General features: G+C 31.4%; 24 protein-coding genes. 16 read left to right on the top strand and 8 right to left on the bottom strand.

Annotation, left to right across the window (positions count from 1 at the left end; genetic code table 11):
* Position 1: 1 nt before the first annotated feature.
* Positions 2 to 751 carry a 5'-nucleotidase gene (locus SLH33_RS00155; RefSeq protein ID WP_320417029.1) on the bottom strand — a complete coding sequence of 250 codons (750 nt, stop codon included), beginning with the start codon at positions 749 to 751 and terminating at the stop codon, positions 2 to 4.
* Between the two features lie 132 nt (positions 752 to 883).
* Between SLH33_RS00155 and dapA the strand changes: the two genes are divergently transcribed.
* The 10 genes from dapA to SLH33_RS00205 all read left to right on the top strand — a co-directional run bounded on the left by dapA (position 884) and on the right by SLH33_RS00205 (position 10,195).
* Positions 884 to 1,759: a 4-hydroxy-tetrahydrodipicolinate synthase gene (gene dapA / locus SLH33_RS00160; protein ID WP_320417030.1), complete on the top strand. Its 876-nt coding sequence runs from the start codon at positions 884 to 886 to the stop codon at positions 1,757 to 1,759.
* 100 nt (positions 1,760 to 1,859) lie between these two features.
* Positions 1,860 to 2,372, top strand: a complete 513-nt coding sequence (locus SLH33_RS00165; RefSeq protein WP_320417031.1) for a ferritin — start codon at positions 1,860 to 1,862, stop codon at positions 2,370 to 2,372.
* 119 nt (positions 2,373 to 2,491) lie between these two features.
* Entirely contained in the window at positions 2,492 to 3,310 is an 819-nt protein-coding gene (locus SLH33_RS00170) for an outer membrane protein assembly factor BamD (protein WP_320417032.1), read from the top strand.
* A gap of 2 nt (positions 3,311 to 3,312) precedes the next feature.
* A complete protein-coding gene (locus SLH33_RS00175; protein ID WP_320417033.1) occupies positions 3,313 to 3,633 on the top strand; it encodes a DNA-directed RNA polymerase subunit omega in 321 nt (106 codons plus the stop codon).
* Positions 3,633 to 4,841 carry a bifunctional phosphopantothenoylcysteine decarboxylase/phosphopantothenate--cysteine ligase CoaBC gene (coaBC, locus tag SLH33_RS00180; protein WP_320417034.1) on the top strand — a complete coding sequence of 403 codons (1,209 nt, stop codon included), beginning with the start codon at positions 3,633 to 3,635 and terminating at the stop codon, positions 4,839 to 4,841. The genes SLH33_RS00175 and coaBC overlap by 1 nt, the downstream gene beginning before the upstream one ends.
* A 47-nt stretch (positions 4,842 to 4,888) precedes the next feature.
* Entirely contained in the window at positions 4,889 to 5,794 is a 906-nt protein-coding gene (locus tag SLH33_RS00185; protein ID WP_320417035.1) for a DUF4835 family protein, read from the top strand.
* 80 nt (positions 5,795 to 5,874) lie between these two features.
* Entirely contained in the window at positions 5,875 to 7,527 is a 1,653-nt protein-coding gene (gene recN / locus SLH33_RS00190) for a DNA repair protein RecN (protein WP_320417036.1), read from the top strand.
* 52 nt (positions 7,528 to 7,579) lie between these two features.
* Positions 7,580 to 8,392, top strand: coding sequence for an enoyl-ACP reductase (locus tag SLH33_RS00195; RefSeq protein WP_320417037.1), 813 nt, complete (start codon positions 7,580 to 7,582; stop codon positions 8,390 to 8,392).
* A 72-nt stretch (positions 8,393 to 8,464) separates the two neighbouring features.
* Positions 8,465 to 9,241: a DUF3050 domain-containing protein gene (locus tag SLH33_RS00200; protein ID WP_320417038.1), complete on the top strand. Its 777-nt coding sequence runs from the start codon at positions 8,465 to 8,467 to the stop codon at positions 9,239 to 9,241.
* A complete protein-coding gene (locus tag SLH33_RS00205; protein ID WP_320417039.1) occupies positions 9,242 to 10,195 on the top strand; it encodes a glycosyltransferase in 954 nt (317 codons plus the stop codon).
* A gap of 28 nt (positions 10,196 to 10,223) precedes the next feature.
* Here SLH33_RS00205 and arsC read toward each other — a convergent pair whose 3' ends face one another.
* Positions 10,224 to 10,565 carry an arsenate reductase (glutaredoxin) gene (gene arsC, locus SLH33_RS00210; protein ID WP_320417040.1) on the bottom strand — a complete coding sequence of 114 codons (342 nt, stop codon included), beginning with the start codon at positions 10,563 to 10,565 and terminating at the stop codon, positions 10,224 to 10,226.
* A gap of 11 nt (positions 10,566 to 10,576) precedes the next feature.
* Positions 10,577 to 11,674: a peptide chain release factor 2 gene (prfB, locus tag SLH33_RS00215; protein WP_320417041.1), complete on the bottom strand. Its 1,098-nt coding sequence runs from the start codon at positions 11,672 to 11,674 to the stop codon at positions 10,577 to 10,579.
* Positions 11,675 to 11,710: 36 nt separating this feature from the next.
* On the opposite strand from prfB, the gene SLH33_RS00220 reads away from it, so the two are divergent.
* Positions 11,711 to 12,733 (top strand): GntG family PLP-dependent aldolase, encoded by a 1,023-nt coding sequence (locus tag SLH33_RS00220; RefSeq protein WP_320417042.1) that lies wholly within the window; start codon positions 11,711 to 11,713, stop codon positions 12,731 to 12,733.
* A 33-nt stretch (positions 12,734 to 12,766) separates the two neighbouring features.
* Here the strand turns inward: SLH33_RS00220 and SLH33_RS00225 are convergent, their stop codons facing one another.
* Together SLH33_RS00225 and SLH33_RS00230 are read right to left on the bottom strand one after the other, a co-directional pair.
* Entirely contained in the window at positions 12,767 to 13,381 is a 615-nt protein-coding gene (locus tag SLH33_RS00225) for a hypothetical protein (protein ID WP_320417043.1), read from the bottom strand.
* 4 nt (positions 13,382 to 13,385) lie between these two features.
* Complete coding sequence (locus tag SLH33_RS00230) at positions 13,386 to 13,868, bottom strand: RNA polymerase sigma factor (protein ID WP_413818248.1); 483 nt, start codon at positions 13,866 to 13,868, stop codon at positions 13,386 to 13,388.
* 131 nt (positions 13,869 to 13,999) lie between these two features.
* Between SLH33_RS00230 and SLH33_RS00235 the strand changes: the two genes are divergently transcribed.
* The 5 genes from SLH33_RS00235 (at position 14,000) to SLH33_RS00255 (ending at position 18,438) form a co-directional block, all read left to right on the top strand.
* On the top strand, positions 14,000 to 14,893 hold the full coding sequence (locus tag SLH33_RS00235) for a MerR family transcriptional regulator (RefSeq protein WP_320417045.1): 894 nt from the start codon (positions 14,000 to 14,002) through the stop codon (positions 14,891 to 14,893).
* A gap of 95 nt (positions 14,894 to 14,988) precedes the next feature.
* A complete protein-coding gene (locus SLH33_RS00240) occupies positions 14,989 to 16,455 on the top strand; it encodes a phytoene desaturase family protein (RefSeq protein WP_320417046.1) in 1,467 nt (488 codons plus the stop codon).
* Entirely contained in the window at positions 16,455 to 17,297 is an 843-nt protein-coding gene (locus SLH33_RS00245) for a phytoene/squalene synthase family protein (protein WP_320417047.1), read from the top strand. Before SLH33_RS00240 ends, SLH33_RS00245 begins: the two co-directional genes overlap by 1 nt.
* Positions 17,297 to 17,746 carry a sterol desaturase family protein gene (locus SLH33_RS00250; protein ID WP_320417048.1) on the top strand — a complete coding sequence of 150 codons (450 nt, stop codon included), beginning with the start codon at positions 17,297 to 17,299 and terminating at the stop codon, positions 17,744 to 17,746. Before SLH33_RS00245 ends, SLH33_RS00250 begins: the two co-directional genes overlap by 1 nt.
* The gene (locus SLH33_RS00255) at positions 17,746 to 18,438 is read left to right on the top strand and encodes a lycopene cyclase domain-containing protein (protein ID WP_320417049.1); all 693 of its coding nucleotides are present in this window, start codon (positions 17,746 to 17,748) and stop codon (positions 18,436 to 18,438) included. The genes SLH33_RS00250 and SLH33_RS00255 overlap by 1 nt, the downstream gene beginning before the upstream one ends.
* On the opposite strand, the gene argH is transcribed toward SLH33_RS00255, so the two are convergent.
* From argH to argB, 3 genes are read right to left on the bottom strand one after another with little or no spacing between them, the layout of a single operon-like run.
* On the bottom strand, positions 18,413 to 19,690 hold the full coding sequence (gene argH, locus SLH33_RS00260; RefSeq protein ID WP_320417050.1) for an argininosuccinate lyase: 1,278 nt from the start codon (positions 19,688 to 19,690) through the stop codon (positions 18,413 to 18,415). The genes SLH33_RS00255 and argH overlap by 26 nt on opposite strands.
* A gap of 3 nt (positions 19,691 to 19,693) precedes the next feature.
* Entirely contained in the window at positions 19,694 to 20,785 is a 1,092-nt protein-coding gene (locus SLH33_RS00265; protein WP_320417051.1) for a M20 family metallo-hydrolase, read from the bottom strand.
* On the bottom strand, positions 20,764 to 21,540 hold the full coding sequence (gene argB, locus SLH33_RS00270) for an acetylglutamate kinase (protein ID WP_320417052.1): 777 nt from the start codon (positions 21,538 to 21,540) through the stop codon (positions 20,764 to 20,766). The genes SLH33_RS00265 and argB overlap by 22 nt, the downstream gene beginning before the upstream one ends.

The raw sequence follows: 21,540 nt of genomic DNA on the forward strand, positions 1-21,540 counted from the left end.
ATTATTTGATAATTACTCTATTGTCTATAGTTGAGACTAACGGATTGTTATTTTTAAAATAGGTGATAATAGCATCTCTTACTTTATAGTCAAGATTGAAGACTTGAACAGGATCTTTAAAAAAGTTCATTTTATCACCACCGCCTTGTAAATAATCAGAGGTTAACACAAAATAAGTTTTGTTATTGTCAAAAGGTTTGTTATTAATAAGTAGTTTATAGTCGTTACCAGTAACTGTTAACTGAATGTTTTTTGATAACGGATGCGCTTTTTGATTGCTCATAAAATACTGAACCAATTCATTTACTTTGTCTCCGGAAAGCTCAGCAATCACTAATTTATTTTCAAAAGGCATTAATTGAAAAGCATGTTTGTTTTTTACATCTCCTTCTGGAATGCCAGCTCTAATACCGCCATAGTTGAACATAGCAAAGTCGATGTTTTTGGTAGTTTTTTCTTTAAAAATAGGATTGGAAACCTGATAACATAAATCCGCTAATAAATTCCCTAAACTACTTTGCATTTCTCCATCAGTTCTTACCAGGTCTTTAGGAGCATAAGTAAGTTTTTTCTCAATTTCAGCTAGCATTTTTTCTTTGTACGGAGCAATAGTTTCGTTAATTTCTTCTGAAGAAGTTAAAGTGCTATCAATTGCTATGGTTTTAGCAGTGATTTTAGTAAGAGTACTCGGAGCTTTTTTACACGAAAAAACGGCTAGTAAACTTAGTATAAAAAGTATTTTTTTCATCATTAATAATTCTTGCGCTAAAATACGGATATTCTAGTTCGTTTAAAATATAACATCAAATAAAAAACCGTTAAATACACTACTATTAGAGGCGGATTCTTACTTTTGTAATAAATTTAACGAAACTTTAAAAATATGCAACAATTTATAGGAACAGGAGTTGCGTTAGTAACACCGTTCAATGAAGATAAAACCATTGATTTTGATGGACTAGAACGTTTGGTAAATTACCAAATAGACAACGGAATTAATTATTTAGTGGTGTTAGGTACTACCGGTGAGCCAGCAACCTTAACTAAAGAAGAAAAAGAAGCTGTAAAAGCTAAAATTATTGAGGTAAACAACGGACGCTTACCTTTAGTGTTAGGTATTGGTGGTAACAATACCGCTGCGGTGGTTGAAGAAATTAAAAATACTGATCTTACACATTTTAGTGGAATTTTATCAGTTTCTCCGTATTATAACAAACCAACACAAGAAGGAATTTATCAGCATTTTAAGGCAGTGGCAGAAGCTACAGATGAACCTATTATTTTATATAACGTACCAGGAAGAACATCGTCAAACATGTCGCCAGAAGTAATTGTGCGTTTGGCAAATGATTTTGAAAACATTGTAGCAGTAAAAGAAGCAAAAGGAGATATGGTTCAGGCAATGAAAATCATTCAAAATGTTCCGGAAGGGTTTTTAGTGATTTCTGGAGATGATATGATTGCGTTACCAATGACTTTAGCAGGTGGAGCAGGAGTGATTAGCGTAATTGGAGAAGGATTACCTAAAGAATTTTCAAAAATGATTCAATTAGGGCTTGAAGGAAAGGTGAAAGAAGCTTATGAATTACATTACAAAGTAGCTGATAGTATTGATATGATTTTTGCAGAAGGAAATCCGGCAGGAATCAAAGCCATGTTACAACGTTTAGGAATTTGTTCTGATGAAGTTCGTTTACCGCTAGTAAAAGCATCCGAAGAATTGCAAACAGAAATTTCAGATTTTATAGACAGTATATAAAAAGCTTTAGCTCAAAAAATAAATTGAAGCTCGTAATTTAATAGTATGAGCTTTTTTTGGCATCTTTGTTATGTAAATCAACTTAATTAAAAGTAAAGTTATGTTATCTGAAAGAATAGAAAAAGCATTAAACAATCAAGTACAAATAGAAGCACAATCATCTCAAGTATATTTAGCCATGGCATCTTGGGCAGAAGTTCAAGGTTTTGAAGGAGTTGCCCAATTTATGTACGCACACTCTGATGAAGAAAGAATGCATATGCTAAAGTTGGTAAAATTTATTAATGAAAGAGGTGGTCATGCTGCTGTACCTGCATTACAAGCACCTTCAGCAAAATTTGGATCTTTTAAAGATATGTTCCAAAATTTGTTTGATCATGAAGTTATGGTTTCACAATCTATTAATGATTTGGTGCATATATCTTTAGAGGAAAAAGACTATGCTACCCATAACTTTTTACAATGGTATGTTGCAGAACAAATAGAAGAAGAAGCATTGGCAAGAACTATTTTAGATAAAATAAAATTAATTGGAGATGATAAAGGAGGATTGTATTTGTTTGATAATGATGTAAAACAATTAGTAGTTACAGCGCAACAAGGGCCAAAATAATTTTAACAAACGTTTAGCAAAGATATTTTCAAAATTATGGTTTATTGCAGCGTTATTTTCTGTTGAAAATAGCGTTTTAATAATCCATAATTAATTATTAATTTTGCCAAATGCAAAAAATGAAAAAAATAGTTTACTTATTTGCAATGATTTTAGTACTTACTTCATGTGGTGAGTACCAAAAAGTATTGAACAAAGGTACTACTGAAGAGCAGTACAAGATGGCGGTGAAAATGTACGAAGAAAATAAGTACGGTAAAGCATTGCGTTTATTTGAAAAAATTACTCCGTTATATCGTGGTAAACCACAAATGGAACGTATTCAATACATGGTGGCAAACTCTAATTTTAATGAGAAAAATTATAGTTTAGCAGGTTACTATTTTGACAGATTTGCTCAAAACTATCCAAAATCTTCTAAAAAAGAAGAAGCTGAGTTTTTATCGGCATTAAGTTACTACAAAGCAGCACCGCGTTATAGTTTAGATCCTACAGATACAAACAAAGCGTTAAATGCATTTCAAGCTTTTATTGATAATTATCCAGACTCTGATAGAATGGCGGAAGCCAATAAATACTATAGAGATTTGCGTTACAAGTTAGAAAAGAAAGCATTTGAAATAGCCAAAACTTACTATCGTACAGCAGAATATGATTCAAGAAATTATAGAGCAGCAATTGTAGCTTTTGATAATTTATTAGAAGAATACTTAGGTACTACTTTTAAAGAAGAAGCGTTGTACTACCGTTTTAAATCGGCTCATGATTATGCCATGAAAAGTACACAAAGAAGAAAAGAGGAAAGAATTAAAGATGCAGAAGCAGCATATGATAAATTAAAAAGAAATTTTCCAAATTCTCAATTTATGGAAGATTCAAATAATATGCTTTCGGCATTACAAAAAGAAAAGGAGCAATTACAATCAGTTAAAAGTTAAATATGGATTATAAAGATACCAATGCAGCTTCATCTACTATTACGTATAACAGAGAAGCTATTGAGCAGCCAACTGGAAATATCTATGAGGCTATTTCTATCATCGCTAAAAGAGCAACTCAAATCAACACAGATCTAAAGAAAGAATTAGTTGATAAATTAGAAGAGTTTGCTACTTATAACGATAGCTTAGAAGAAGTTTTTGAAAACAAAGAACAAATTGAAGTATCTAAGTTCTATGAGCGTTTACCTAAACCTCATTCTATTGCAGTAGAAGAGTGGTTAGAAGGTGATGTTTATTTCAGAGAACCAGACACTAAATAATGTCTGTTTTACACGGAAAAAAAGTATTACTTGGCGTTACTGCTGGTATCGCCGCATATAAAACGGCTAGTTTAGTACGTTTATTTATAAAATCAGGCGCAGAAGTTAAAGTAGTGATGACTCCTGCGTCTAAAGATTTTATTACTCCACTAACACTTTCTACACTTTCTAAAAACCCTGTTCATTCCACTTTTTATGATCAAGAAGATGAAAATGAATTGTGGAATAATCATGTTGAATTAGGTCTTTGGGCAGATATAATGTTAATTGCTCCGGCAACTGCTAATACCTTGTCTAAAATGACTAATGGTACATGTGATAATTTATTGCTTGCAACTTATTTATCAGCTAAATGTCCGGTATATTTTGCACCGGCTATGGATTTAGATATGTACAAACATCCATCAACCAAAGTAAGTTTAGAATCTTTACAAAACTTTGGTAATATCATGATCCCGGCAACTTCAGGAGAACTAGCTAGTGGATTGGTTGGTGAAGGAAGAATGGCAGAACCCGAAGATATTGTTGATTTCATTGAGAAAGACATTTTATCAAAACTTCCACTTAAAGGTAAAAAACTGCTATTAACTGCAGGTCCAACGTATGAAGCCATTGATCCGGTTCGTTTTATAGGAAATCATTCTTCAGGAAAAATGGGCTTTGAAATAGCCAAAGCAGCGGCCAATTTAGGAGCTGAGGTATTTTTAGTTACTGGTCCATCACATCAAAAAGTTAATCATTCTTTGATTCATAGAATAGATGTAACCTCTGCAAAAGATATGTATGAGGCGTGTCATCAATATTACAATGATATGGATATTGCTATTTGTTCAGCAGCTGTGGCGGATTATAGACCAAAAAATGTTGCTGATCAAAAAATAAAAAAGAAAGATGCAGCGTTAACTATTGAGTTAGAACCTACAAAAGATATTTTAAAATCGTTAGGAGAAACAAAACAGCATCAATTTGTAGTTGGGTTTGCGTTAGAAACCAATGATGAAAAAGCAAATGCTAAAAAGAAGTTAGAAGCTAAAAATTTAGATGCTATAGTTCTAAATTCTTTACGAGATAAAGGTGCTGGTTTTGCTGGTGATACCAATAAAATTACCATTATTGATGCGGATTTTAATGAAAAATCATTCGAGTTAAAATCCAAAACAGAAGTAGCAAAAGATATTATTAATGAAATTGTAGCTAAAATTTCTTAATTTGTCGTTTTGTACTGAGGTACTAACCTAGATATAAACTCAACTTTATGTTTTTAAAAAATAAGATTGTTAGCCTTCTTTTAGTAGCATTATTTTCAATTTCTTTAAATGCCCAAGAAGAATTAAATGCTATTGTTACCATTAATGCAGATAAGGTACAAAGTAGTAATAAACAAGTTTATTCGACTTTAGAAAAGTCATTAACAGAGTTTATCAATCAAACTAAATGGACAAACAGAAAGTTTTTACCTCAAGAAAAAATAAATTGTGCCTTTACTATTATTGTTAATGAACAGGCAGGAAATGCGTTTAGCGCTACTTTGCAAGTTCAAGCTACAAGACCTGTGTACAAATCATCTTATGAAACTCCAATTTTAAATATAAACGACACCAATTTTAACTTTCAGTATAATGAATTTGAACCGTTAATTTACAATCCTAATTTATACGATAGTAACTTAGTCTCTACCATTGTTTTTTATGTGTATACAATTTTGGGTGTTGATGCAGATACGTTTGCCTTAAAAGGAGGTGAGCCTTATTTAAAACAAGCAGAAAGTGTTATGCTACAAGCACAACAAAGTGGCGAAACCGGTTGGCAAAATTCTATAGGTAAGCAAAATAGGTTTGCGTTGATAGATAATTTATTATCTTCAAAATTCACAACCATTAGATCTGTTTACTACAATTATCACAGAAATGGATTTGATAACTTCTATCAAGACGAAAATACAGCAAAAAAACAAATTTTAAACAGTGTTTTAGATCTGGAAAAGCTACATAATATTACTGTTGGTAATTATATGATAAGAGTATTTTTAGATGCAAAATCAGATGAAATTGCTAATGTTTTTTCTGATGGAAAAACAACAGGGCAAGAAGAAAAAATGAAAGAAGTTCTGCAAAAAATTTCTCCAACCCAAACAGATAAGTGGAAAAGAATTAAATCATAATTCCGTTCATTTAAAATTCAGTTAAATACGTTTTTATTTTAACCAAAATCCTTACTTTTATTCCCTTGAAAGTATAGAATTTGATTACTAATTTATCCATACAAAACTACGCTTTAATCAATCAGTTATCTATTGATTTTACCAACGGATTATCTATTATTACCGGTGAAACAGGTGCGGGTAAATCTATTTTATTAGGTGCTTTAGGGTTGGTTTTGGGTAACAGAGCTGATTTATCATCTTTAAAAGACACTGATAAAAAATGTATTGTTGAAGCACAATTTTCTGTTGTAAACTATAATCTTAAAGAGTTTTTTGAAGAAAATGATTTGGATTATGAAGACAGAACCATCATCCGTAGAGAAATTTTACCTTCCGGAAAATCAAGAGCATTCGTAAATGACACTCCGGTAACTTTAAGTGCGTTAAATGCACTTAAAAGTAAACTGATGGATATTCACTCTCAACATCAAACCTTACAATTATCAGATGTTGATTTTCAGTTTTCAATCATTGATGCTCTAGCTAAAAATCAAGCAAAAATAGCCTCTTATAAACGCGGATTAAGAAAGTATAATTCGTTGTTAAAAGAGTTGAGGGATTTAAAAGAAAATCAAGAAGCGGCAAATCAGCAATATGAATACAATCTGCATTTATTTAACGAGTTAGAAGAAGCAGAACTTCAAAATGGAGAGCAAGAAGAATTAGAAGAAAGGTTAGATAAGTTAAATAATATAGAAGAAATAAAGCTGAATCTTTCAGAAGCACTTCAAATAGGAGTAAATGAAGAGGTTGGGGTACAAACATTGTTAAATTCATTAGAAAATAATCTTCAAAAAATAAGTTCTTTTTCAAAAGAGTATGAAGAACTACATGCAAGAATTACCAGTGTAAAAATAGAAGTTGATGATATTGTTACTGAACTTGAAAATGCCAATGAAGATGTTGAATTTAATCCGAATGAATTAGAGGAAATTAACGATCGTTTGCAATTGATATACAACTTACAAAAGAAGCATCACGTAGCGTCAGTTGAAGAATTGCAAAAAATTCATGAAGAGCTCTCAGACAAAGTTGGTGCGGTTGAAAATGCTTCTGATATTATCAATAAAAAACAGGCAGAAATTGACGAGGTGGCTTCAAAGTTAGATGAAGTTGCTTTGATGATCACTTCAGCTAGAGAAAGTGTAATTCCTTCGCTTCAAAAAGAATTAGAAGAATTGTTAGCCGAATTAGGAATGCCAAATGCACGTTTTGCAATTCAAATTAATCCGGTAAACAATTATTTATCTAATGGAAAAGATGAATTATCTTTTTTATTTTCAGCAAATAAAGGAGGAAATTTTGGAGAGTTAAAAAAAGTTGCCTCGGGGGGTGAATTATCAAGAATTATGCTGTCTATTAAAAAAGTATTATCAGAAAATACTCAATTGCCAACCATTATTTTTGATGAAATAGATACTGGAGTTTCTGGTGAAGTTTCAAATAAAATAGCTAAAATAATGCAAGATATGAGTGCAAATATGCAGGTAATAACTATTACGCATTTGCCTCAAATTGCATCTAAAGGAAACCAGCATTATAAAGTATATAAATATGATGAAGAAGGAGTAACTTCTTCAAACTTAAAATTATTAACTCAAGAAGAAAGAGTGGTTGAAATAGCGGAAATGTTAGGAGGTAAAGATTTATCTGAAAGTGCTATAACACATGCCAAAGAATTATTAAATTAAAGAGTATATTTGCTTACTGAACGAACAACAAAAGACTAAAATATTTTAAAATATGTATAACTTACTAAAAGGAAAAAAAGGAATTATTTTTGGAGCATTAGATGAAAATTCAATAGCGTGGAAAGTAGCAGAACGTGCTCATGAAGAAGGAGCTCAATTTGTACTAACCAATGCACCTATTGCTATGCGTATGGGGCAAATAAATGAGTTAGCTAAAAAAACAGGTTCTGAAATTATTCCTGCCGATGCCACTTCTATGGAAGATTTAACCAATTTAGTTGAAAAATCTATGGAAATTTTAGGAGGTAAAATCGATTTCGTTTTACACTCAATTGGTATGTCAGTTAACGTACGTAAAGGAAAACATTATACTGATTCTAACTACGATTTCACAGTGAAAGGTTTTGATGTTTCGGCATTATCTTTTCATAAAACTATGAACGTTTTATATAACAAACAAGCCATGAATGAGTGGGGAAGTATTGTAGCTTTAACCTATATGGCTGCGCAACGTGTATTTCCAGATTATAACGATATGGCAGATAATAAAGCATATTTAGAGTCGATTGCTCGTAGTTTTGGGTACTTCTTCGGACGTGATCATAAAGTACGTGTAAACACCATTTCTCAGTCGCCAACACCAACTACAGCAGGTAGCGGTGTAAAAGGTTTTGACGGTTTCTTAGCGTATGCAGAAAAAATGTCGCCATTAGGAAATGCAACAGCTTTAGAGTGTGCTGATTATACAATTTCGTTATTCTCAGACTTAACTAAAAAAGTTACGTTACAAAACTTATTCCATGATGGAGGATTCTCAAATATGGGAGTAAGTGATTTAGTAATGGATCGTTTTACAGAAGAATAAGACATTTTCAAATCAATATCTTAAAATGCAAATCGTTAGATTTGCATTTTTTATTGTAATTAATACCGCAAGATGAATATTTCAGACCTAGAAAGAGAGTTACAACCTTATAGAAAAGCTTTACAAGAACATACATTATACAATTCACTTAACAAGTTAGAAGATGTAAAAATTTTTATGGAGCAACACGTTTTTGCTGTGTGGGATTTTATGTCGCTATTAAAAGCTTTGCAACAAAAACTAACTTGTGTAAATGTACCTTGGACTCCAGTTAAAAACCCGGTAACTGCTCGTTTTATCAATGAAATTGTTCATGGAGAAGAAACTGATATAAACGAATTAGGGGAACCTAAAAGTCATTTTGAAATGTATGTAGATGCTATGAACCAAGTTGGGGCAGGTGTCTCTACAATTTCAAAATTCATTTCTCTTATTTCTGAAGGAAAAGAAATTTCGGAAGCTTTGGATATGGTTAACGCTTCTGCAGAGGTTAAAGACTTCGTAAATTTCACTTTTGAGGTCATCAAAACTAACCAACCTCACATTATAGCTTCAAGTTTTACCTTTGGTAGGGAAGATGTAATTCCGGATATGTTTTTAGAAATAGTTAAAAAAGCAGAGGAAAAAGATAATACTAACTATAATAAGTTGACCTATTATTTACATCGTCATATTGAATTAGACGGAGATGAACATGGGCCTTTATCGTTACAAATGATTGAAGAATTGTGTGGGAATGACGATAAAAAATGGGAGGAAGTTCTGTATTACGCAAAAGAATCTTTACAGAAAAGAATTGAGTTGTGGAACGGAATTACCCGTGAAATAAACCAATCTGTTTTAGTGTAAATGAATTTGAAATTTTCAATAATAGTACCTGTTTATAATCGTCCTGCTGAAGTTGACGAGCTACTTGAAAGTCTTACAAAACAAGATTTTCAAGAAGGTTTTGAGGTGATTATTGTTGAAGATGGATCAGAAAATACTGCTGAAAAAGTGGTAGAAAAATACACTTCTCAACTGGATATTAAATACTTTTTTAAAAAGAATAGTGGTCCTGGAGCTAGTCGCAATTACGGAATGCAACGAGCGATGGGTGATTACTTTATCATTTTAGATTCTGATGTGATTGTTCCGCTACACTATTTATCCGAAGTAAAAAAAGCATTAACAATAAATTACTCAGATGCTTTTGGAGGACCAGATGCTTCACATGAAAATTTTACCAATTTACAAAAAGCAATTAACTATTCAATGACTTCTGTGTTAACTACTGGTGGAATTAGAGGTAAAAAGAAATCTGTAGGGAAGTTTCAACCTAGAAGTTTTAATATGGGGATTTCAAAAAAAGCATTTGAAGTTACCCAAGGATTTGCTGATTATAGAGTAGGAGAGGACATAGATTTAACTTTCCGATTATGGAAAAGCGGATTTAAAACTCAGTTGATAGAAAAAGCGTTTGTATATCACAAGCGTAGAAGTACTATATCGCAGTTTTTTAAGCAAACCTTTGCTTTTGGCACAGCAAGACCACAACTAAATAAACGTTACCCAGAAACGGCTAAAATCACATATTGGTTTCCGAGTTTGTTTCTTATTGGATTTGATATTAGTTTGATATTCTGGTTTTTTGGTTATTGGCAGTTGATAGCTTGCTATGGATTTTATTTCTTAGCTATTTTTATAGACTCGTTATTGCAAAACAAAAACATTAAAATTGCTTTTTTAAGTATTGTAACCACATTTACGCAGTTTTTAGGCTATGGATTGGGTTTTTTAGAGTCTAAGTTTATGAAAAAATAAACGCTTCCATATTGGAAGCGTTAGTGTTTTAAATAATTTCTTTAATAGTTTCTGGTGGGCGACCTACAACTGCTTTTCCGTTGTTGATTACAATGGGTCGTTCAATTAATCTTGGGTTTTCAATCATAGCTTTGATAATTTCGGCATCAGAAAGTTCTTTACCTCTGTAGTTATCTTTCCAAACTTGTTCATTTTTACGAACTAATTCCATTGGTTTGATTCCTAAAAGGGAAATGATTTCTTTTAATTCCTTTTCTGTAGGAATTTCATCTAAATACTTTACAACTTCAAAATCTTGGTTGCTTTCTTCTAAAATAGCAAGTCCTTGACGCGATTTTGAACAACGTGGATTGTGGTATATTTTGATCATTTCAATATATTTTAATTAGTTTCTTTTTGCCCCATCATCATTAAATAGGCTTTTAAAAACGGATTTATATTCCCGTCCATAACTGCATCTACATTTCCTGTTTCGTGTGCTGTACGAACATCTTTTACCAGTTTATATGGATGCATTACATAGTTACGAATTTGGCTTCCCCATTCGTTTTTCATCTTGTTTGCTTCAATCTCTTCTCTCGCAGCTAAACGCTTTTGTAATTCAATCTCATATAACTGCGATTTTAACATTTGTAAAGCGGTGGCTCTGTTATCATGCTGAGAACGCGAATTAGAACACTGAATTTGAATTCCTGTAGGCTTATGCACTAATTGAACTTTAGTTTCAACTTTATTCACATTTTGTCCACCCGCACCACTTGAACGAGCTGTAGTGATTTCGATATCAGCAGGATTTACGTCTATTTCAATAGAATCATCGGCAACAGGATATACATATACCGATGCAAATGATGTATGGCGTTTAGCATTGCTATCAAATGGTGAAATTCTAACCAAACGATGTACTCCGTTTTCACCTTTTAACCATCCAAAGGCATAATCACCGTCAATTTCCATAGTTACCGTCTTTATACCAGCAACATCACCTTCTTGGTAGTTTAAAGTATTGATTTTATATCCTTGTTTTTCTGCCCACATGGTGTACATACGGGTTAGCATTTCTGCCCAGTCGCAACTTTCTGTTCCACCTGCACCCGCAGTAATTTGAATGGTGGCGCTTAGGCTATCACCTTCTTCAGAAAGCATGTTTTTAAATTCAATATCTTCTAATAAAGAACTAGTTTTTTCATATTGTTCTTCAACTTCAGTTTCCTCAACATCTCCTTCTTTAAAAAAATCATATAGCACATTTAAGTCTTCATTTAAAGAAACGATGGTATTATAATCTTCTACCCATTTTTTCTTAAAACGAAGCGATTTCATAAGTACTTCGGCTTCTTTAGGATTGTTCCAAAAATCAGGATCGGCAGTCTTTTCTTCTTCATTAGAAATTTCAATTAATTTCTTGTCAATTTCCAGATATCCTTTTAACTTGTCAACGCGCTCAGCGATATTTTTTAGCTGTTCTTGTGTAATCATATAATGCAAAAATACACTTTAAAAACGTACTTAAAAATGGAAATAAACTTAATAAGTGATACGGTTACAAAACCTACTCCTGAAATGTTAAAAGCAATGATGAATGCTAAGGTAGGAGATGATGTTTTTAATGCGGATCCAACAGTAAACGAACTACAGCAAAAAGTTGCCGATATGTTTGGTATGGAGGCAGCATTGTTTTTTCCGTCGGGTACAATGGCCAACCAAACAGCTATAAAATTACATACGCAACCCGGAGACAAACTGTTTTGTGATAAATGGGCACATGTGTATAATTATGAAGGAGGTGGAGCAGCATTTAATGCAGGTGTAACTTGCAAATTGATTGATGGAAATAGAGGAATGTTTACTGCAAATCAGTTAAAAGAAGCTGTTGAAGGTAGAGCAGATATCCATGTCCCGTTTTCAAGTTTGGTTTGTATTGAAAATACTACAAATAAAGGAGGTGGTGCTTGTTGGGATTTTGAAGAGTTACAGAAGATTCAGAAAATAGCAAAAGAAAATGATTTAGCATTTCATTTGGACGGAGCGCGTTTATTCAACGCTTTGGTAGCTAAAAACGAAACTCCAAAGCAATACGGAGAGTTATTTGATACCATTTCTATTTGTCTGTCAAAAGGATTAGGAGCTCCGGTAGGTTCTGTTTTGATAGGAAGTAAAGAGCATATAGCCAAAGCTTTTAGAATAAGAAAGCTACTAGGTGGGGCTATGAGACAAGTCGGTTATTTAGCGGCTGCGGGAATTTATGCGTTAGATAACCATGTGGAGCGTTTAGCAGAAGATCATCAAAAAGCAAAAGAAATAGGAGAGGTTCTACAACAAGCATCCTTTGTAAAAAAAGTAGAACCTATTGAAACTAATATTATTATTTTTTATGTAAACGATGGTTTAGATCCAATAGATTTTATCAAAAAAATGGAGGAGAAAAATATTTTAATGATTTCAATGGGAGAAGGTAAAATACGTATAGTTACGCACTTAGATTATACTGATGAGATGCATAAAAAACTTTTAAAAGAGTTAAAGTCTTACCAATAAATAAATAGAAAGCGGGGTAAAACCCCGCTTTTTTTAGTTTAGTTCATCTAATTTAGCTAATTCTTTATAGTTTTTATTGAGCTTACGAAGTAAAATTCCGTAAAGTAATTGATAGAATAACCAAAAAATAATGACCATTACAACCGCAACTATAAGTAAACCTATAACTATACCAGCTAATTTACTATTAGTAACTTCACCATTCATTTTCATGATAGAGGCAATTACAACAAGTATATAAATTAACACCAGATATCCAATATTAAAAAAAACATAATTTCTTACTGTTTTTCTGGTTTTAAGAATTTTATTCATTAAGCTTTTAGTGTCTTCAACTATAGATATATTTTTATAATTTTTATAAAAAGTATATAAGAAATAAAAAATAATAGCATAAACTACGAATTGAGAGTAAAAAGCAAATTGATATAAACCTAAGCTTTTATATAATTCGTAAGATTTTTTCATATCTAAGAAAAAATATGACGAGTTTAACAGCACAAACTCTAATATGCCAATAATAAAAATCCATTTTACTATTGATGATGATTTTTTATGAGTTATTTTATAAATATCTTCCTTAGAAACTTTTTTTGTGTCTTCAGGTTGATTTTCCCATGCTTTTTTATACTTGTCTAATACATCCATAATGTTATGGGTTAAGTATTTTTTTTAATTTATCTTTCGCTCGGTTCATTTTTACTCGAGCATTTACTTCACTAATTCCCAATGTTTCTGATATTTCTTTGTAAGATTTGTCCTCTAAATACAAGAAAACAAGAGCTTTGTCAATATCACTTAATCCTCTAATAGCCTTATACAAAGATTTTAATTGTTGCTCTTGTGTGTCATCATAGTCTTCTGATCTAATTTTAAAAGCAACATCAGAAATGTCTTGGGTCTTAATAGTTCTAGTTGATTTTCTATACAAAGAAATTGCTGTGTTAAGAGCAACTCTATACATCCAGGTGCTAAATTTGGCATCACCTCTAAACTTTGAATAATTATTCCAAAGTTGAATGGTAATCTCTTGAAACAAATCATTATGATCACTTTCATTTGAAGTATAAATCCTACAAATTTTATGAGCAATGTTTTGATTTGCTTCAAAATCGTTTAAAAATTGTTCTTTCAAACTTTCTTGCACGCTGATGATTTGGTTAGTTATAGTATAAGTGTATCAAATGTAAAAAATGTTACACTAAAATGTAAAAAATTATAGTTGAAAAGTATTTTTTATATTTGTTTAAATAAAATGCTGTTAAGTTGAACAATATAAAAACTACATTTACCATCAAAGATCTAGAAAATATTTCTGGAATAAAGGCACATACAATTCGAATTTGGGAAAAAAGATATAATCTTTTAGAACCTAATAGAACAGATACTAATATCAGATTTTATTCAGCAGAAAGTTTACAAAAGTTATTGAATGTAGCACTTTTAAATAAACATAATTATAAAATATCTAAAATTGCTGACATGAGTGATGAGCAAATTATTATGAATGCTCGTGAACTAGCTTTTAAATTAGCGGCTAATGATGAGGCAATCAATGCTTTTAAGTTAGCTATGTTTCAATTTGATAAAGTGTTGTTTAATAATACTTATAATAAGTTGTTACATAAAATGACTTTTAGCCAGATATTTAAAAAAATATTTATTCCTTTTTTAAATCATATTGGTTTATTATGGCAAACAAATACCTTATTGCCTGCTCATGAGCATTTTATTTCTAATTTAATTATTCAAAAAATTCAAATTAATACTGAAAAACTCGAATATTCAGCAACAAATACAGATTATACGTATGTTTTATTCCTTCCAGAAGGAGAAATTCATGAAATTGGCTTGCTGTATTTGAATTATGAATTGGTCTTAAGAGGATGTCAAACTATATATTTAGGCCAGAGTTTACCTTTAGATAATTTAAATTATTTTTTTAATGGTGAATTAAAAGTATGCTTTATAACCTCTATAACAGTAAAACCTTTTGAAGATAAAGTACAAGAATTTTTTAATGAAATTGATACTATATTATTCAATACAAATCATAAATTTATAGGTATTGGGTCAAGAACTACTACATTAATGCAAAATAAATTCAAATCAGATATTATCATGTATACATCTGTAATTGATATGCTTAATAATTTATAAATATACTTGTAAGAATAAATATAATTTGAGAGATAATATTTTTTCTCAAACTATTTTGTTTATATTTGAACTATAAAAGTTAAACAAAAATATAATTGAATAAAAAAATTTCAATAATTGGTTCAGGATTTTCATCACTTTCTTCAGCTTGTTATTTAGCAAAAGCCGGATATGAAGTATGTGTGTATGAGAAAAATAATACGCTAGGAGGAAGGGCTAGACAATACTTAAATAAGGGATTTACTTTTGATATTGGTCCAACTTGGTATTGGATGCCTGATGTGTTTGAAAAATTTTTTGCCGATTTTGGTCAAAAACCTTCCGATTATTATACGCTTGAAAAGTTAGATCCTGCATATCAAGTTTATTTTGGAGAAAATGACAGTATTATTATTCCAGGAAATTTAGAGGAGATTTATTCAATTTTTGAGCAAGAGGAAAGAGGAAGTTCTCTTCATTTAAAAAGATTTATTAAAAATGCAGAAGAGAATTACAATATAGCAGTAAAAGATATTGTGTATCGTCCAGGTGTTTCTCCGTTAGAATTGATTACTCCAGAAACCACGTTGAGAGTTGGTCAATTTTTTTCAACTATCAGAAAACAGGTAAGAAAGCATATTAAAAGTAATAAGCTAATTCAAATTTTAGAGTTCCCTGTGCTTTTTTTAGGAGCAAAACCTAGCAATACGCCCGCTTTTTATAATTTTATGAATTATGCCGATTTTGGCTTGGGAACATGGCATCCTAAAGGTGGAATGTATAAGGTTATAGAAGGAATGGTAACTCTAGCTACTAAATTAGGTGTCAAATTCGTTACGAATGCAAATGTTGAAAGAATAGAGGTTGATAACCGCGGAAAAGTTTCTGGATTATTCATAGATAGCACTAAAGTGTATACCGATTTAGTTTTAAGTGGTGCCGATTATCATCACACAGAAACACTACTTCCAAAGGAATTCAGACAATATTCTGAAGATTATTGGAATAACAGAACTTTTGCTCCGTCATCACTACTTTTTTATGTTGGTTTTGATAAAAAACTAAAAAATGTTCAACATCATACATTATTTTTTGATGCCGATTTTGATGTGCATGCAAAATCTATTTATGATACTCCAGAATGGCCAGAAAACCCTTTGTTTTATGCTAGTTTTCCAAGTATAACAGATGAAAATTTTGCTCCCGACGGAAAAGAAGCAGGAACTTTTTTAATACCGCTAGCTCCAGGAATTGAAGATACTCCAGAGCTTAGAGAGAAATATTTTACAATTATTATTGATAGACTTGAAAAATTGACCAATCAAAAAGTCAAAGAAAATATTATCTTTAAAAAAAGTTATTGTGTAAATGATTTTATTAAAGATTATAATTCATACAAAGGTAATGCTTACGGATTAGCAAACATACTAACCCAAACAGCATTTTTAAGACCAAAAATAAAAAGTAAAAAAGTAAAGAATTTATTTTTTACAGGACAACTAACCGTTCCAGGACCGGGTGTACCACCGTCATTAATTTCGGGTAAAATAGCATCAGATTTAATTTTAAAAACGCACAAATAATGAAGCATTTATTTGATCAAGTTTCCTACAATTGTAGTAAGCTAGTAACTAAAAAATACAGTACTTCTTTTTCGTTGGCAACCAATATGTTGTCTAAAAGTATTCGTTCTCACATTTATAATATTTACGGATTTGTTCGTTTTGCAGATGAAATTGTAGATACGTTTCATGACTATAACAAAGAAGCTTTGTTAGATAGATTTGAGCAAGACTATTACCTTTCAAAAGAACAAGGAATTAGCTTAAATCCAATTTTAAATTCATTTGTGCATACGGTAAATGAGTTTAATATTACGGATGATTTGGTACAGGCGTTTTTAAAAAGTATGCGAGCAGATTTACATAAAACCAATTATACCACTCAAGAAGAGTATGACCAATATATTTATGGTTCTGCAGATGTAGTTGGTTTAATGTGCTTAAAGGTGTTTGTAAAAGGAGATGAAGCTAAGTACAAACAACTAAAAGCTCCGGCTATGCGATTGGGTTCTGCTTTTCAAAAGGTTAATTTTTTACGTGACTTAAAAGATGATTATGAGTTGTTAAGTCGCTCATATTTTCCGAATGTAAATTTAAAAGAGCTTGATGCACAATCAAAAGAGAGAATAATTAAAGAAATTGAACAAGATTTTGATTTTGCTTTTAAAAACGGAATAATGTTATTACCTGTAGAAGCAAAATTTGGTGTGTATATGGCTTACAGATACTATAAAAAGTTATTAAAAAAGCTTAAAAATACACCTTCAACAAAAATTATGGATTCGAGAATTAGGATTTCTAATCCGATGAAGATAAATTTGTTAGCTCGTAGTTATGTGAAGTATAAATTAAATCTTATTTAATGGTATTTGCAATAGTAACCATAGCAACATTTATTACCATGGAAGGAATTACTTGGTGCACACATAAGTTTGTAATGCATGGTTTTGGATGGTATTTACATGAAGATCATCACCAACCAGGATACCCACATATTTTTGAAAAGAATGATGCTTTTTTTGTGGTTTTTGCTATACCAAGTATGTTATTATTCTATTTCGGAATTAGGCCTGAGCTAAACGCTTTGTTTTTTATAGGTTTAGGTATTTTATTCTACGGGATAGCATATTTTTTGGTGCATGATGTATTGATCCATCGTAGATTTAAGTGGTTTGATAAAATAAATAATTGGTACTTTAGAGGCTTACGAAAAGCACATAAAATACATCACAAACATTTGGGGAAGAACGATGGAGAATGTTTTGGAATGTTGTTTGTGCCATTTAAATATTTTAAAGAATATAAAAAATAGTGAGTTACCTCTACTTAATTCTAAATTTAGGCTCATTGAGCATTCCGTTATTTTATTCTTTTGAAAAGGATATGCGTTTTATCAAACATTGGAAGGCTGTTGTAACTTCACTTACTATTGTAGCTGCAGTTTTTTTAATTTGGGATGCTATTTTTACTAAAAATGGCGTTTGGGGTTTTAATCCCGATTACCATTTATCATTTTTCCTCTTAGGAATGCCTATTGAAGAGTGGTTGTTTTTCTTTTGTATTCCTTATGCAAGCGTCTTCATACACTATGCGTTAGCTTATTTTAAACCTAATTGGTTGCTTTCTAAAAAACTTACAAAAATACTTACAGTATGTATTATTCTAATAGCTTTAACAGTTGGATTATACAATTATGATAAAGCGTATACGATTGTAAATTATTTATTTTTAGGTTTAGTGCTAATTTTAGGTTATTTCTACGGAGTACAATACTTACAACGTTTTTATATTGCTTTTGTAATCATTTTAATACCATTCTTTATTGTAAATGGGGTATTAACAGGAACAGGAATAGAAGAACCCGTTGTTTGGTATAACGATAATGAAAACCTAGGTATACGGTTACTTACCATTCCTGTTGAAGATATTGGCTATGCTTTTTCTATGCTTTTTACCAATGTTTTACTAATTGAATATTTTAAAGAGAAGGAAACTTATTTTTAATCTCGTCTAAACATAAATTATGAATGCTACCTATGTGCGTATGTTTTTTAGAACTATCAGGTACATACGTTCCGTTTTCCACTTCTTTACTAATGTTGTTATAAGCTTCTCTAAAAGGCGTACCCTCTGTAACTAAATTATTAATAGTATCAACCGTAAATAAGTACTTGTATTTTTCATCATTTAAATCAACTTTTTTTACTTGTACTTGAGCGATAGCATAATTAAAAATAGTTAGTATTTCTTTTAGGCTTTCAATAGCTTTTATGATGTTTTCTTTTAAAAGCTGATAATCTCTATGATATCCACTTGGTAAATTGTTACTTAGTAATAACATTTCTGTTTGTAAAGCTTGAATTTGATTGCATTTTCCTCTAATCAATTCAAAAACATCAGGGTTTTTCTTATGAGGCATAATGCTACTTCCTGTTGTTAATTCATCAGGAAAAGAGATAAATCCGAAATTCTGACTCATATACAAGCATATATCCATAGAGAATTTACTTAATGTATTCGCTAAATTACCTAAAGCACTCGCTAAAATACGTTCGTTTTTACCACGACTCATTTGCGCAGCAACCACATTGTATTTTAAGGTAGAAAACTGTAATTCATTTGTAGTTAACTTTCTGTCTATAGGAAAAGAACTTCCGTAACCAGCAGCTGAACCTAGCGGATTTTGATCTACAATTTTTACTACTGATTGTAATAAAATTACATCATCAATCAAATTTTCTGCATACGCGCTAAACCACAACCCAAATGAAGATGGCATTGCTACTTGCAAATGCGTATAACCAGGCAACAATGATTCTTTATGTGTTTCTGCCAATGAAATTAAAGTATCAAACAGTGTTTTGGTTTGACTAATAATACTGTTGATCTCTTCCTTGTAATACAATTGTAAGGCCACTAAAACTTGGTCGTTTCTTGACCTAGCAGTATGAATTTTTTTACCAACATCGCCATGTTTTTTTGTCAGTTCAAACTCAATTTTAGAGTGCATATCTTCAAAATCATCTTCAATAGTAAAAGTTCCGTTTTTAACTTCATCCAACAAATAATTCAAACCTTCTTGTAATTGGTTATTTTCATCAGCAGTAATAATTCCAACAGCTAGCAACATATTTGCATGTGCTTTTGACGCAATAATATCGTATTTTGCTAAATGAATGTCAATTAATCTATCGTTCCCAACGGTAAAATTTTCGATGATTTTATCTACTGTAAATTGTTTTTCCCAGAGTTTCATAGCTTAAGATTTTAAGACTTTTTCTAATAATTTGATATAAATGTCAATGCCTTCTTTAATTTCATCAATGTAAATAAATTCATCAGCAGTATGCGATCTCGTACTGTCTCCAGGACCAAGTTTTATCGATTCACAACTCAATACCGATTGATCTGAGAGCGTAGGAGAGCCATAGGTTTTTCTGCCCAAAGCAATTCCAGCTTGCACCAATTCATGATTTTTGTTGATTGAAGACGAATTTAAACGTAAACTTCTTGGTACAATCTCATCACAAGGTGCGTTTGCTTTTAAAATATCTGCAATTTCCTGATTGGTATATTTATCATTTACACGTACATCCACCACCAAATCTACCACCGATGGTACAGCATTATGTTGTTTGCCGGCATTAATTTGTGTCACAGTCATTTTTACATCACCTAACACTTCAGAAGTTTTATCAAATGAATAGTTTTTAAACCACTCTAAAACGTTAATGGTTTTGTATATAGGATTATCGTTGTTAGGATGCGCTGCATGACTAGGAGTTCCTTTCACTTTAGCATCAAAAACAACCAAACCTTTTTCGGCAATAGCTAATTGCATTTGCGTAGGTTCACCTACTATAGCTACATCAATTTTTGGAATGATGGATAGCATACTATTTAATCCGTTGGGTCCGCTACTTTCTTCTTCGGCAGAGCCTACAAAAACTAAGTTATAGCTCAAATCTGGTTGATTATAGAAATAAGTAAATGTTGCTAGTAAAGAAACCAAGCATCCACCAGCATCATTACTTCCTAAACCGTATAATTTTCCATCTTCTACAATGGCTTTATGTGGATTTTTAGTGTATCCTTTATTTGGATATACCGTATCGTGATGTGAATTCAATAAAAGGGTAGGTTTTGTATCATCAAAATGAGTGTTTACAGCCCAAATATTGTTGTTGTTTCTATTGAATTTAATGTCGTGCGCTTCACACCAAAAAGCCAATAAATTGGCAGTTTTATCTTCTTCAGATGAAAAAGAAGGTGTTTCTATCAATTTTTTAAGTAAATCGATAGCGCTGTAGGTTAATTCTTTTTGTGTTGTTATAGTTGAATTGTTGTGCATTTTTCTGTTGAATTAAAAGGCATTTTACTATTGCCGATACTTACTTTTTTTACGCCGTTGTTTACAGCATAAAAACAATTATCAATTTTTGGTAGCATACCACTGTGAATCACTTTTTCTGCTTTCAGATTATCATATTGTTGCTGATTGATCTTTGTAATAACCGAAGATTCGTCTTCTACATTTCGTAACACACCATTTTTTTCAAAACAATACAAGAGCTCTACATTATATTTTGAAGCTAAAGCTATTGCTAATTCTGTAGCAATGGTATCTGCATTGGTATTGAGTAATTGTCCGTTTTCATCATGAGAAATCGCACAAAATACTGGTGAAACTCCATTTAGAAGCAGCATTTCTATAAGCTCGGTGTTTACTTTAGTGACATCACCCACAAAACCATAATCAATATCAGTAATAGGTCTTTTTTTAGCGATGATGGAATTTCCATCAGCTCCAGAAAAACCCAAAGCATTACATTGGTTAGCTTGCAATTTGGCTACTATTTGTTTGTTGATTTTACCAGCATAAACCATAGTGATAATGTCTAAGGTTTCAGTATCTGTAACACGTCTTCCGTTTATTAAATTGGGAGCAATTCCCATTTTTAAAGAAAGTTCAGAAGCTAGTTTACCACCACCATGAACCAATATTTTTGGCGAATCAAGTTTAGAGAAATCTGATAAGAACTCATCTAGTAGAATGGGATTATCAATAATATTTCCGCCTATTTTTATAATTTTTAAAGTTTCCAT

The organism is Tenacibaculum sp. IB213877 (assembly GCF_034043975.1).
GTDB lineage: Bacteria > Bacteroidota > Bacteroidia > Flavobacteriales > Flavobacteriaceae > Polaribacter.

Coding starts and splice junctions, on each gene's coding strand:
- SLH33_RS00155 (WP_320417029.1), bottom strand. CDS start 751: ATGATGAAAAAAATACTTTTTATACTAAGTTTACTAGCCGTTTTTTCG.
- dapA (WP_320417030.1), top strand. CDS start 884: ATGCAACAATTTATAGGAACAGGAGTTGCGTTAGTAACACCGTTCAAT.
- SLH33_RS00165 (WP_320417031.1), top strand. CDS start 1,860: ATGTTATCTGAAAGAATAGAAAAAGCATTAAACAATCAAGTACAAATA.
- SLH33_RS00170 (WP_320417032.1), top strand. CDS start 2,492: ATGAAAAAAATAGTTTACTTATTTGCAATGATTTTAGTACTTACTTCA.
- SLH33_RS00175 (WP_320417033.1), top strand. CDS start 3,313: ATGGATTATAAAGATACCAATGCAGCTTCATCTACTATTACGTATAAC.
- coaBC (WP_320417034.1), top strand. CDS start 3,633: ATGTCTGTTTTACACGGAAAAAAAGTATTACTTGGCGTTACTGCTGGT.
- SLH33_RS00185 (WP_320417035.1), top strand. CDS start 4,889: ATGTTTTTAAAAAATAAGATTGTTAGCCTTCTTTTAGTAGCATTATTT.
- SLH33_RS00195 (WP_320417037.1), top strand. CDS start 7,580: ATGTATAACTTACTAAAAGGAAAAAAAGGAATTATTTTTGGAGCATTA.
- SLH33_RS00200 (WP_320417038.1), top strand. CDS start 8,465: ATGAATATTTCAGACCTAGAAAGAGAGTTACAACCTTATAGAAAAGCT.
- SLH33_RS00205 (WP_320417039.1), top strand. CDS start 9,242: ATGAATTTGAAATTTTCAATAATAGTACCTGTTTATAATCGTCCTGCT.
- arsC (WP_320417040.1), bottom strand. CDS start 10,565: ATGATCAAAATATACCACAATCCACGTTGTTCAAAATCGCGTCAAGGA.
- prfB (WP_320417041.1), bottom strand. CDS start 11,674: ATGATTACACAAGAACAGCTAAAAAATATCGCTGAGCGCGTTGACAAG.
- SLH33_RS00220 (WP_320417042.1), top strand. CDS start 11,711: ATGGAAATAAACTTAATAAGTGATACGGTTACAAAACCTACTCCTGAA.
- SLH33_RS00225 (WP_320417043.1), bottom strand. CDS start 13,381: ATGGATGTATTAGACAAGTATAAAAAAGCATGGGAAAATCAACCTGAA.
- SLH33_RS00245 (WP_320417047.1), top strand. CDS start 16,455: ATGAAGCATTTATTTGATCAAGTTTCCTACAATTGTAGTAAGCTAGTA.
- SLH33_RS00250 (WP_320417048.1), top strand. CDS start 17,297: ATGGTATTTGCAATAGTAACCATAGCAACATTTATTACCATGGAAGGA.
- argH (WP_320417050.1), bottom strand. CDS start 19,690: ATGAAACTCTGGGAAAAACAATTTACAGTAGATAAAATCATCGAAAAT.
- SLH33_RS00265 (WP_320417051.1), bottom strand. CDS start 20,785: ATGCACAACAATTCAACTATAACAACACAAAAAGAATTAACCTACAGC.
- argB (WP_320417052.1), bottom strand. CDS start 21,540: ATGGAAACTTTAAAAATTATAAAAATAGGCGGAAATATTATTGATAAT.